Annotated in this window: 12 protein-coding genes; 4 read left to right on the top strand and 8 right to left on the bottom strand. The window is 63.8% G+C overall.

Going from position 1 to position 12,291, the window contains the following annotated elements; all coding sequences use genetic code 11:
• Positions 1-33 precede the first annotated feature (33 nt).
• A complete protein-coding gene (locus tag FJW07_RS16595; protein ID WP_140857607.1) occupies positions 34-372 on the top strand; it encodes a hypothetical protein in 339 nt (112 codons plus the stop codon).
• 137 nt (positions 373-509) lie between these two features.
• On the top strand, positions 510-1,112 hold the full coding sequence (locus FJW07_RS16600) for a DsbA family protein (RefSeq protein ID WP_181182657.1): 603 nt from the start codon (positions 510-512) through the stop codon (positions 1,110-1,112).
• A 64-nt stretch (positions 1,113-1,176) separates the two neighbouring features.
• On the opposite strand, the gene FJW07_RS16605 is transcribed toward FJW07_RS16600, so the two are convergent.
• The 8 genes from FJW07_RS16605 to FJW07_RS16640 all read right to left on the bottom strand — a co-directional run bounded on the left by FJW07_RS16605 (position 1,177) and on the right by FJW07_RS16640 (position 9,895).
• Positions 1,177-2,154: a transketolase C-terminal domain-containing protein gene (locus FJW07_RS16605; protein WP_140857611.1), complete on the bottom strand. Its 978-nt coding sequence runs from the start codon at positions 2,152-2,154 to the stop codon at positions 1,177-1,179.
• A gap of 1 nt (position 2,155) precedes the next feature.
• Positions 2,156-3,040 carry a transketolase gene (locus tag FJW07_RS16610; protein ID WP_140857613.1) on the bottom strand — a complete coding sequence of 295 codons (885 nt, stop codon included), beginning with the start codon at positions 3,038-3,040 and terminating at the stop codon, positions 2,156-2,158.
• A gap of 58 nt (positions 3,041-3,098) precedes the next feature.
• The gene (locus FJW07_RS16615) at positions 3,099-4,406 is read right to left on the bottom strand and encodes an LLM class flavin-dependent oxidoreductase (RefSeq protein WP_140857615.1); all 1,308 of its coding nucleotides are present in this window, start codon (positions 4,404-4,406) and stop codon (positions 3,099-3,101) included.
• 248 nt (positions 4,407-4,654) lie between these two features.
• On the bottom strand, positions 4,655-5,908 hold the full coding sequence (locus tag FJW07_RS16620; protein WP_140828199.1) for a CaiB/BaiF CoA-transferase family protein: 1,254 nt from the start codon (positions 5,906-5,908) through the stop codon (positions 4,655-4,657).
• 38 nt (positions 5,909-5,946) lie between these two features.
• The gene (locus FJW07_RS16625; RefSeq protein ID WP_140857617.1) at positions 5,947-6,981 is read right to left on the bottom strand and encodes an oligopeptide/dipeptide ABC transporter ATP-binding protein; all 1,035 of its coding nucleotides are present in this window, start codon (positions 6,979-6,981) and stop codon (positions 5,947-5,949) included.
• Positions 6,974-8,026 carry an ABC transporter ATP-binding protein gene (locus FJW07_RS16630; RefSeq protein ID WP_140857619.1) on the bottom strand — a complete coding sequence of 351 codons (1,053 nt, stop codon included), beginning with the start codon at positions 8,024-8,026 and terminating at the stop codon, positions 6,974-6,976. The genes FJW07_RS16625 and FJW07_RS16630 overlap by 8 nt, the downstream gene beginning before the upstream one ends.
• Complete coding sequence (locus FJW07_RS16635) at positions 8,023-8,871, bottom strand: ABC transporter permease (RefSeq protein ID WP_140857621.1); 849 nt, start codon at positions 8,869-8,871, stop codon at positions 8,023-8,025. Before FJW07_RS16635 ends, FJW07_RS16630 begins: the two co-directional genes overlap by 4 nt.
• 10 nt (positions 8,872-8,881) lie before the next feature.
• The gene (locus tag FJW07_RS16640) at positions 8,882-9,895 is read right to left on the bottom strand and encodes an ABC transporter permease (protein ID WP_140784216.1); all 1,014 of its coding nucleotides are present in this window, start codon (positions 9,893-9,895) and stop codon (positions 8,882-8,884) included.
• 209 nt (positions 9,896-10,104) lie between these two features.
• Here FJW07_RS16640 and FJW07_RS16645 point away from each other — a divergent pair, with 209 nt between their 5' ends.
• Together FJW07_RS16645 and FJW07_RS16650 are read left to right on the top strand one after the other, a co-directional pair.
• A complete protein-coding gene (locus FJW07_RS16645; protein ID WP_140784217.1) occupies positions 10,105-10,962 on the top strand; it encodes an IclR family transcriptional regulator in 858 nt (285 codons plus the stop codon).
• A gap of 4 nt (positions 10,963-10,966) precedes the next feature.
• Entirely contained in the window at positions 10,967-12,229 is a 1,263-nt protein-coding gene (locus FJW07_RS16650; RefSeq protein WP_140857623.1) for an acetoin dehydrogenase dihydrolipoyllysine-residue acetyltransferase subunit, read from the top strand.
• Positions 12,230-12,291: the final 62 nt, after the last annotated feature.

Here is a 12,291-nt window from a genome sequence, read left to right on the forward strand (position 1 = left end):
CCACTTTCGGGAGGCTTGGGCTAGGATGATGCCATGCGGCTTTATGCATCCATGATCGCGTTGGGGTTCCTGCTGGTGGCGATCGCCTCCGGCATGTGGCCATCCTGGGCGTTGGCCTCGTCGCTGTCGCGGCCCGTCATCACCCTCGTTTCATCGGCGGCCACGATGGAGCGTTCGACCTTCAAGCCCTGCTATCGCACAGTGCGAACGTCGGGTGTACCCTGCTTTCTTCAGATCGGCCTGCCGCAAGACTTGACCGGCGGCGAGGCGCAAACCTCCAGGCATTGCAATCCCGCGATGAGTCTCCCCGCGACGAAGTCCATCTTCCGCGAGGCGGAACCGAAACCGCCCCGACCTTTCTTCACCGCCTGAATCCGGTGCGCGTTGGCGGGTGCCGCCGGCGCGCTTCTTTCATCCCATGTGAAGGGTGGCGATGCCGCCTCAAAGGTCATTTCATGCTGAACGAAATTCCCATCAGCCGCCGGCGTCTCCTGCTCGGCGCCTCTAACTTGGCTGCAGCCGCGACGCTCCTGCGTTTCCTGCCGGCTCGCGCCCAGGAAGGACTGACACCTGGACAGGTCCTCAACGATCCCGACATGCCGCTCGTCGGCGCCAAGAATGCCGACATCACGATCGCGGAGTTCATGGACTATAACTGCCCCTATTGCCGCAAGAGCCACCCGGAATTGAAGAAGCTCCTTGCGAGCGACCGCAAGGTGCGGGTCGTCTACAAAGACTGGCCAGTGTTCGGTCCGGTGTCCGAATATGCGGCCCGCATGGCGCTCGCGGCCAAATGGCAGGAGAAGTACGAGGCCGCGCACGACGCGCTCATGTCGTCGCCCAAACGCTTCCAGCACAATAAGGAAGTCACGGTCGTCGTGGCCGGGGCCGGTATCGACATGTCGAGGTTGAACAGGGACGCAGCGGCGCATAAGGCCGACATCGACAAGTTGCTCGCCCGAAACGCGCTGCAGGCCGATACGATCGGCTTGCAAGGCACACCCTCCTGGCTGGTGGAGTCCTTCATCGTCTTCGGCGGCCTCAGCCACGCCCAGTTGCAGGAAGCGGTGGCGGAAGCACGCCGCAGAAAGAAGGCCTCGGGCGGCAAGTAGGATCCGCCCCATTCGCGAGAGGCCGCCGGCCAGTTGGCGCGGCGGCCTCCGTCGGGCTCTTGGCTCAGGCGATGAAGGCTTCGGCGACGCTGCGAATGCCTGCGGCATCGAGCTTGTAATGAGCGTAGAGATGAGTGGGCGGCGCGATCAGGCTGTATTCGTCGTAGATGCCGTGACGCTTGAGCTTTACGCCCATTCCCTCGTCGGCGAGCACTTCGGCGACCGCACCGCCAAGTCCGCCCATGACATTGTGCTCCTCGACTGTCATGATCTTCTTCGAGCGGGATGCCGCGTCGAGAATGGCTTCCCGGTCGAGAGGCTTGATGCACGCCATGTCGATCACGCCGACGGAGTGCCCGCCTGCATTCATCGTCTTGGCGGCCTCGAGCGCGCCGTGCACGGCCATCCCGCAGGCGATGATGGTCAGGTCCTCGCCCTTGAAATGCTCATGCGCCTTGCCGAACGTGAACGTCGGCGTGCCTTGATAGACGACGGGATCGCGGCCGCGGCCGATGCGGAAGTAGATCGGCTTGTCGTAATCGGCGGAGGCGCGGATCGCCGCTTCCAGTTGCGGACCGTCCGCCGGCGACACCACCGCGATGTCGGCGATCGAGCGCATGATGGCGATGTCTTCCGTGGCATGGTGCGACGTGCCGTAGAAGCCGAGCGAGATGCCCGTGTGATGGCCGACGAGCCGGACCGGCTGCGCGGAATAGGCGACGTCCATCCTGATCTGTTCGCAGGCAAGCAGGGCAAGGAAGGAAGCAAAGGTCGCCACGAAGGGCATCACGCCGCAGGTCGCGATGCCCGCGGCGGTGCTGACCATATTCTGCTCCGATATGCCGAAGGAGACGTAGCGGTCGGGGTAGGCAGCGGCGAAGCGGTTCAGGCCGTTCGAATATTGAAGGTCGGCCGATCCGGCCATGACGTTATGGCCTGCCTTCACCAGGTCGATCAGTCCGTTGGACAGATGGTCTAGGCCTGGGTTGACGGCATTGAGGCCGCGATATTGCCAGGAATTGGGAGACAGCGGACCGTTCATTTCAAGCATCCAGTGCGTTGATCTCGCCGATGGCCTTTTCGGCATCGGACGGGTCGAGGTAACCCAGGTGCCAGCCCGGCTCGGTTTCCATGTAGGAAACGCCCCTGCCCTTGCTGGTCCTGGCGATGATCATACAGGGCTTGGTGCGCTCGTCGTCGGCCCGCACCCGGCGCAGCAGCTCCGTCACCTTCGCCACGTCATGGCCATCGACCTCATGGACTTCCCAGCCGAAGGCGCGCCACTTCTCGTCGAGCGGCTCGATGTTCATCAGATCGTCGACGCGGCCGTCCAGTTGGTAGCCGTTGCGGTCGACGATGGCGATGAGATTGCGGGCCCGATGCTGGGCGGCGTTGATGGCGGCCTCCCACACCTGCCCTTCCTGCATCTCGCCATCGCCCATCATGCAGAAGACCCGGTAGTCCTTCTCGCCGGTCCAGCGCTGCGCCAGCACCATGCCCAGCGCATTCGACAGCGCATGGCCGATCGAGCCGGACGAAAAGTCGACGCCGGGCACCTTCCTCATGTCGGGGTGATCGCCAAGCGGGCTGCCGAGGCGCGTATATTGATCGAGCCACTCCTTCGGGAAGAAGCCGAGATCGGCGTAGATCGGGAACAGGCCAACCGCCGCGTGCCCCTTGCCGATGGTGAAGCGGTCGCGGCCGGCCCATTTCGGATCGCCATGACGCAGCCGCATGACGTCGTAATAGAGCGCGGCGAATATTTCCGCAGCCGAGAACACCGACGTGTAGTGGCCGGTCTTGGCGATCTCGATCAGCCGGATCGTCTCCAGCCGCACGAAGCGGGCGCGCTCCTTCAGCATCGCCACCACGTCCGGCGTAGGCTCGAAGCTGTTGCTTCGTACCGTGCCTCCAGAAGAACCGCTCATATCATCCCTCGATCAAAATTCATGCTTCCCTGGCGCCATGAGCCCCGCCGCGACTCCGTCAGGAGCGCAGATTTTCCCGGAACGTCCTGCCTGAATAATCCCGGCGGTAAATGCCGCGGCGCTGAAGCTCGGGCACCACCGACTTGACGAACTGGTAGAACGATCCCGGCGTGATGGACGGGCAGATGACAAAGCCGTCGCAGGCTTCGGCCTCGAACAGCTCGTGGATGTGATCGGCAATCATCATCGGCGTGCCGACCAGTTGCGGCGACATCTGCGTGGTCGCGTATTGGTGGCCGGCATCGTGCAGCGTCTTGCCCTTGCCGCCGCTCATGATGATGTCGAACACCCCGCGTGCGCCCTGCGTGATCTCCATCTCGTTCAGCGGCTGGTCAATCGGAAAGCCGGAAAGGTCGACGCCGATGTGGTTCGACATCTCGGAAAGGCCAAGCTCGGCATTGGCGAGGGAATCGATATAGTCGGCGCGCTCGCGCGCGATCGATTCCGTCTCGCCGATGACGATGTCCGTCGCCGGCAGGATGGCGCAGTGCGAAGGGTCGCGCCCGGCATTGGCGACGCGATCCTTGATATCGCGATAGAAGGCCTGCATGTCGGCCTTGTTGTTTTGCAGCGTGAAGACGATTTCGGCCCAGCGCGCGGCGAACTGGCGTCCCCGCGCCGACGACCCCGCCTGCATCAGCACGGGGCTGCCCTGCGGCGAATGCGGCGTCATCAACGGGCCGCGCGTCTTCACATATTTGCCGGCGTAGTTGGCGTAGCGAACCTTCGAGGGATCGCCGAAAATGCCGGCCTGTCGGTCAAGCACCAGCGCATCGGGCCCCCAGCTGTTCCAGAGCGCCGTGCAGGCCTCGACCACCTCGTCGGCATGATCGTAGCGCTGCGCCTTGTCCAGCAGCCGGTCCATGCCGTAATTCTGCGCTTCGCGATCCGTCGCCGACGTCACGATGTTCCAGGCAGCCCTGCCGCCGCTGATATGGTCGAGCGACGCAAAGGCGCGGGCAATGTGGAACGGATGGTAGAGCGACGTCGACATCGTCGCCGACAGGCCGATGTGGTTGGTCACTCGCGCCATCGCCGTCAGCATCTGCATCGGGTCGAGCATGCACATATGCCCGCCGTACTTGATGCAGGGATCGAAGACGCCGCCATAGGTGTCGTAGAGCGTCTGGACGTCGACGAAGAACAGTCCGTCGAATTTTCCGGCCTCCAGGATGCGGGCGATGTTCTCGTAACGTCCAGGCTCGAGGAAATCGGTCCCGTCGCTTTCGTCGTGACGCCAGCTTCCGTTGTTGTGCCACGACGGCCCGATCGTGCAATAGCCTACGAAGTGCAGCTGACGTCCCATTGAACTCATCCAAAATCCGCGCGTCGCGGGCTCGAGGGAAGTGCCCGGCGAGCCTTCGCTGCGAAAGAAACTCTTATGCATCAGGGGCGCGTCGTCGCCTTGCGCATATTTTCGTCGAACCCACGACAAGACCGCCGATTTACGTCTGCTTCTTGCACTCCGCCGCTACGCCGTACACTGGCAAAAACCTTTAGGCAGGATAACCTTTCGTTATGCCAGGCGCCGGGGATGGCGCTCGCATTGCGCCGTCAGGCGGCGGCAGGTGAATACTGGCGCACGACGCCCTGTCTGATGAGGCTTTCGACTTCCTCGGGAGCATAGCCGAGCGCCTCCGACAGCACTGCGGTCGTATCCTCGCCAAGCATGGGCGGCGCCTTGTAATCTGCGTCTCGCTGCGCGACGAGACCCTGAGCCGGCCTGACCAGCGAGACCGGTCCGATATGCTGGTTGTGCAAGGTCTGCACGACATCACGTGCTTTCACCGTCGGGCTTTCGAAGGCCTCCGGCACGGACTTGACCTCGCCTGCGGGAACGCCGTGCCGCAGGCAGGCTTCCATCCAATGGTGACGCGTGTTCGCGCGAAACGACTGGCTCAACTGGGCAAGCAGGCTTTCGCGGTTCAGCGCACGCGCCGCGGCCGTCTTGTAGAGCGGATCCCGGGCGAGCTCGGGCAGGCCGACGACCTTCTCGCACAGGGCGGTGAATTGCTTGTCGTTGCCCACGGCCAGCGCGAAGTTGCCGTCCGAGCATTCGCATATCTGGTAGGGCACCACCGTCGGATGCGCATTGCCGTAGCGGCGCGGAATGACGCCGGCGTTGAGGTAGCCGCTGCCGACATTGATCAAAGTGTTCAACGCGCATTCCAGCAGCGATATGTCGATATACTGCCCCTGGCCGGTCTCCCGACGCTGATAAAGCGCGGCCAACACCGATTGCACCGAAACCATGCCTGCGATGATGTCGGTCATCGCAACGCCGATGCGCTGGGGCTCGCCGTTGACGGGGCCGGTGATCGACATCAGGCCGCTTTCGGCCTGGACGACGAAATCGTAGCCGGGTCGGTCCCATTCGGGACCGGTCTGCCCATAGCCGGAAATCGAACAATAGATGATGCCAGGGTTGAAAACCTTCAGCGTCTCGTAGTCGATCTTCAGCCGCTGAACCGTGCCGGCCCGGAAATTCTCTATGACCACGTCGGCTTTCGCTGCCAGGCGATGGATGATCTCATGACCCTTGGGATGCTTGATGTCGACCGCGATGCTGGACTTGCCGCGATTGGCGCACAGGTAATAGGTGCTGACGCCCTTGTAGCTCGGCACCGACCAGGCACGCGTGTCGTCCCCACCGTCGATGTTCTCGATCTTCCAGACCTCGGCGCCGAGATCCGCCAGCGTCATCGTCGCCCAGGGGCCGGCCAGCACACGGGAAAGGTCCAGCACCTTGATGCCTGCCAGCGGCAAACGGGATGCGGCTTCACCCGCGGGCCTAATGGATTCCGACATGGGTTCTCGCTTTCTTGCTCTGCTGGAATTTCCGCCGCTCAGGCGGCGAGCCCGATATCCGCCGGACCCGGGAAATGACACGCCGCGTGATGCCCGGGCTCGATCTCGACGAGCGGCGGCGGCACCTCGGCGCATTTATCCTGTGCCTTGAAACAGCGAGTCCGGAAGGGGCAACCCGATGGCGGGTTGATCGGACTGGGCACGTCGCCCCTCAGCAGTATCTGCTTGCGGCTGCGCTCGATATCCGGATCGGCGACCGGCACCGCCGACATCAGGGCTTGAGAATAGGGATGAAGCGGCCTGCCGTAGAGCTTCTCCGCCGGCGCCACTTCGACGAAGCGGCCGAGATACATCACCGCGACCTTGTGGGAGATGTGGCGCACCACCGACAGGTCATGGGCGATGAAGACATAGGCCGTGCGCATCTTCTCCTGTATCTCCTGGAGAAGGTTGAGCACGCCCGCCTGGACCGACACGTCGAGCGCCGAGACCGGCTCGTCCAGGATGAGCACTTCCGGCTTCAACGCGAGCGCGCGCGCGATCACGACACGCTGACGCTGGCCGCCCGACAATTGGTGCGGATAACGCCGACCATGCGCGGCGCTGAGGCTGACCAGGTCGAGCATCTCCAGCACACGCTCGCGCCTTTGCGCGCGGTTCATCGTCGATATGCGCAGCGGCTCCGCGATGCTTTCCTCGATGCGCATGCGCGGATGCAGCGAGCCGTACGGATCCTGGAAAACCAGTTGCAGATGGCGGCGCATCCTGCGCATCTGTTGCGGGCCGAGCGAGATGACGTCGACGCCGTTGACGCTCACGCTGCCGGACGTCGGCTCGATCAGGCGCAGCAGGCATCGGCCAAGCGTGGACTTGCCGCAGCCGGATTCGCCGACCAGGCCCAGTGTCTCGCCGGATTTCAGGTCGAAAGAGATGTCGGTGACAGCCTTCAGTTGCGCGACTTCCCGACGGACCACGGTGCCGCCCATGATCGGGAATGTCTTGGACAGATTGCGCACCGACAGGGCAAAGCCCGCGTCCGACGCGGCCTGGATGCTGCTTGACGTTTCAGACATTTGCGCGCTCTTCCGCCGGCGCCGTGCGACCGGCATCGCTCCAAGACGGCAGGCTCTCTGCGAAGTGACAAGCCGCTCGGTGCCGGCCAAGCTCGATGACAGGAGGTGCAGTCTTGCGACAGATATCCTGGGCAAAGCTGCAACGCGGATGGAAGGCGCAGCCTTCAGGCAGCGCGCCAAGCATGGGCGGCGCGCCGGGGATCGAGTAGAGCTTTTCCTTCGAGGCCGTCAGCTTCGGGATCGAATCGATCAAGCCGCGCGTGTAGGGATGACGGGGATTGGCGAAGAGTTCTCGCACCTCGGCTTCCTCGACCACCAGTCCGGCATAGATGACCGCGACCCGGTCCGCGTGCCCGGCGACGACGCCGAGGTCATGCGTGATCAGGATCAGCGCGAGCCCGAGCTTTTCCTTGAGCTCGCGCAGCATGCGCATGATCTGGGCCTGCACGGTGACGTCGAGCGCCGTCGTCGGCTCGTCGGCAACCAGCAATTCGGGATTGTTGGCAACCGCCATGGCAATCATGACACGCTGGCGCATGCCGCCGGAGAACTCGTGCGGATACTGATTGATCCGCCGGTCCGGCTGCGGGATGGCGACAAGCTGCAAAAGCTCGAGCACGCGCTCGGTCGCCTTCGTCTTGCTCATGCCCCTGTTGTGGAGAAGAAGCGCCTCGCGGATCTGGCCGCCCACGGTCATCACCGGATTGAGCGACGAAAGCGGGTCCTGGAAGATCATGCTGATCTGGGCCCCGCGCAGCGCGCGCATATCCCGGGGCGGACGCCCCACGAGTTCCAGCCCCTTGAAGACGACGGAGCCGCTGACGACCGCGTTGCGCGCCTGCAGACCGAGCGAGGCGAGCATGCCGAGCGATTTGCCTGACCCGGATTCCCCAACGATGCCCAGGACCTCTCCCTTGAACAGTTCGATGCTGAGGCCGCGCACCGCGGGCAGGACGCGGTCCCGCGACGCGAAGCCGACCTTGAGGTCGCGGATGCGCAGCAATGGTTGGCCGGCGGCATCTTGGTTGATCTCGGCCGCGCTCATTTGGACGACCTCGGGTCAAAATAGTCGCGCAGGCCGTCACCTATGAAGTTGAAGCCCAGCACCACCGTCAGGATGGCCATGCCCGGCCCGAATGCGATCCACCAGCTGTAGAAGAACGTCGCTCCGTCCGAGATCATCGCTCCCCATTCGGGTGTGGGAGGCGTGGCGCCGAGGCCGATGAAGGAGAGCGACGCCGCGAGAAGGATCACCTGGCCGAGGTCCATCGTCGCGCTGACGAGAATGGGCGTCCAGCAAAGCGGCAGGATATGCTTGGTGAGGATGCGGAAATGGCCCGCCCCGGCCGCGACCGCGGCCTCGACATGCTCGCGCTCGCGCACCTCGAGCACCTGGGCGCGCATCAGGCGGGCATAGACCGGCCACCAAACGACCACCATCGCGATCGCCGCGTTGCCCAGCCCCGGTCCGAGCGAGGCCGCGACGGCCATAGCCAGCAGGATCGGAGGGAAGGAAAGGGTGATGTCGACGAGCCGCATGATGGCGGCGCCGATAATGCCGCCCCGGTAACCGGAAATCGCGCCTGCGGCCGACCCGATCACCACGGCGCTGACCACGACCAGAAGCGCTATCGGCAGCGAATGCTGCGCGCCATGGATCGTGCGCGAAAGCACGTCGCGGCCAAGGGCGTCTGTTCCGAGCAGATAGCTCGCATTCGGCGCCTGCAACCGCCGGCCCGCGAGCTTGAGCGGATCGTAGGGCGCGAGCCATGTCGGAAACAGGGTAGCCACGAACCAGAAGAAAACGACGACACCGCCGACCAGAAAAGCGGGCGAAGCCCATTCGGGAAGGTGAAGGCGCGCCGATGATGAGGCTTGAACCGAAGACACTGGCTTTCCCTCAGTTCAGGCGCACGCGCGGATTGGCCAGGACATAGGCGATATCCGTGAGCAGGTTGGTGATGAGGAACATCACGCCGCCGACTATGGTGACGCCGATGATCGCCGGGAAATCAAGCGAACGCGCCGCTGTCACGGCGTAGCTGCCCATTCCCGGCCAGGCAAAGACCGCCTCCGTGAGCACCGCGCCCGTGATGAGATAGGCAAACGAGTAGCTGATCACCGTCAGCACCGGCACCAAGATGTTGCGGAAGGCATGGCGCAGCACCACGCGCATCTCGCCGGCTCCCTTGGCCCGTGCGGTGAGGATGAACTCGCGCTCCATCACCTCCAGCATGTTGGCGCGCACGAGGCGCGAGATCGTCCCTGCCACGGTCCAGCCGAGAACCACCGACGGCAGCACAAGATGGGCGAGCGCATCCTTGAAGGCGGCAAAATCCCCGGCGAGCAGGGTATCGATGGTCATGAAACCGGTGACCACGGGCGGCGGCGAAAGCCTGGGATCTATGCGGCCCGGCCCGGGCAGTATCTGATATTTGACCGACAGCAGGAAAAGCAGTGCAAGGCCCAGCCAGAAGATCGGGACGGAAGAACCGAACAGCGAGAATATGCGTGCGCCCTGGTCGACAGCGGTGTCGCGATAGTAGGCCGCGAGGAGGCCGAACACGATGCCTATGACGCTGCCGATGATCATCGCGGCGATGACGAGCTCGAACGTTGCCGGCAGCCGCGCCACGAGATCGGCCGACACCGGACGGCGCGTGACGAAGGACGTTCCCATGTCGCCCTTCAGCAGATTGCCGACATAGATCAGGTAGCGCTCCGGCAAGGGACGATCGAGCCCCCAGCGCTGCCGCGCGGCAGCCACGATCTCCGGATTGTTCATCTGCTGTTCGCTGACGACGGCGGTAAGAGGATCGCCCTTGGTTATGGCAGTCAACAGGAACGCCATCGTGACAATGCCCAGCAGAATGAAAGGCATCGCGATGCTGCGTCGTAGGATATAGTTCAGCATCGGCCGTCTCTTGGCATCGCGGTCCGCACCTGCCCCATCGAGTGAATGTGACGCGATATTGACAAGGCTGAAAACACCAGTCAATAGAAATGAAATTAAGTTCCAAATTTCATGCGCAGCTTGTTGGACGCGCCTGGCGCGCCTGACACAGTGGGGCCCCTGATGGTCCCATGGGCCGGCAGAGTCCTTTCGCGCTGTTGGGAGGCAGCATGAGAAAACGCAACAAGCCGATCGTCGCGCCCTCGGATGAAGAACTGGGTCAACACGCCTCGGCCCTTGTGCGCGGACTGCAGATATTGCGCGCCTTCACGCCCGCGGACGTCACGCTCGGCAACCAGGAACTGATCGAGCGGACAGGCCTGCCGAAGGCCACCATATCGCGCCTGACCTACACTTTGGTCGGGCTTGGCTACCTGGTCTACGACCCTTTGCTCGGCCGATACAGCATCGGGCCCTCCACCGTATCGCTCGGCTACTCGGGGCTCAGCAGCAGCGCGGTGATCTACATGGCCAAGCCGCTCATGCAGGCGCTCGCCTTCGAAACCGGCGTCGCGGTGGCCATGGGCATGCGGGACGGGCTGGAGATGGTCTATGTCGCCAACTGCAGGCCGGAAACGCCCGTGACGCTCAGGCTGAACGTCGGCTCGCGGCTGCCGATATGGCAGACCTCGATGGGGCTGGCCTATCTGGCCGCCATGGAGGAGACGCTGCGCGACCGGGTTGTCCGCCAGTTGCTCGAGACAAACCCCAACACGAAGGACAAGATCCAGCGTGCCGTCGACAGCGGGCTTGAAAGCTACGCCAAGCATGGTTTCGTGTCATCGTTCGGAGACTGGTACAGCTACATAAATGCCGTGGGCGTGCCTTTCAGACCAACCGACGGTTCCCAACTGGTCGCCATCACGTGCGGCGGCATCAAGGACCTCGCGCCCGTCGAGGCCTGCCTCTCGGTTTATGTCCCCAAGCTCAAATCGCTGCTCGCGGAACTTCAGAGCCGGCTGATCGGCGCCGTGCCGCCGGCGATGGGCCAACCAACCGCGGCGACGCTGGCCGGCAACGAAGGATAATGTCATGGCGACTGCCGTTATCTTTCCGAAGGTCAGCCTGGAGACGGACGCCGGCACGATTTCGCGCTGGCTGAAGGAAGATGGCGCGACGGTGAGCCAGGGCGAGGCTCTTTTCGAGATCGACAACGACAAGGCGGCGGTCGAGGTCGAGGCCCCGGCATCCGGAGTTGTCTCGTATGTCCGCAATGCCGGCGAAGACGTCCAGGTCGGCGAAGTCGTCGCCCATATCCTGCAAAGCGGCGAGCAGCCCGAAGCCGCAGGCAAACCGATCGCCAAAGCGGCGCCGATGGCCGTTGGCGCCAATGGCAAGAGCCAACCGGCGCAGCAGAGCTCGTCCGCCCGCATCATAGCCACGCCGCTGGCCAGACGCATCGCCGAGCAGCAGCAGATCGACCTGCGCAGCGTCCGCGGCTCCGGACCGAAGGGACGCATTCAGAAGCGTGACGTCATTCAGCTGCCGGCGGCAGCCCCGAGACCGTCTCCGGTTGCAGGCGATTCGCCCCTCAATGCCGTGTGGTTGCAGAAGGACGGTCCCGGCACGCTCGTCGCCCTGCATGGCTTTGCGTCTGACCACAATGCCTGGCGCGGCCTGCTGGCCGCCGGACGGCCAAGGGCGCGCATGCTGGCTGTCGATCTGCCTGGCCACGGACGATCGCCGACGACAGTTCCGGCGGATCTCGACGCGATCTGCGCCATGGTCGAGCAGCGCATGGCAGCCGAAGGCATCGATGAGGCGACTTTCATCGCCCATTCCTTTGGTGCCGCGGTGGCCGCGAGACTCGCCAGCCGCGGGTTCGTCCGGATCAATGCGCTGCTGCTGATTTCGCCGGCGGGGCTCGGCCCGGAAATCCGTCATCAGTTCATCAAGGGCTTCGTCGCGGCTAGGCAGCCTTCCAGCATCCTGCCCTGGCTGCACGAACTGGTGTTCGATCCCGGCCTGATCTCCGAAGCCTTCGTGCGCAGCGTGGTGGATCAGCGCAAGGACGACGAATTGTCCGGCGCGCTGGCCGGCCTGGCGGAGCGCTATTTCTGCGATGGCACGCAGACCTTCTCGATCCGGCCCGACCTGGAACGGCTGCGTATCCCGGTCCGCATCATCTTCGGCATGCAAGACAGGATCATTCCGTTTGCCCATTGCCATTCGCTTCCCGGCCGCGTCGGCCTCCACGCTTTCCAGCAATGCGGTCACATGCCGTATCTGGAGCAGCCGGAGCTCACGCTTTCAATCGTCAACGAGATGCTGGTTCTGGGTCGCTCCGACCGTTGAGCGATCTCCTCGGGACGACGAAGCTTAAGACGAGAGAGGCCCGGGCTCCCGCGGACCGAGAC

Source organism: Mesorhizobium sp. B3-1-9, from assembly GCF_006439595.1.
Taxonomy (GTDB): Bacteria; Pseudomonadota; Alphaproteobacteria; order Rhizobiales; family Rhizobiaceae; genus Mesorhizobium.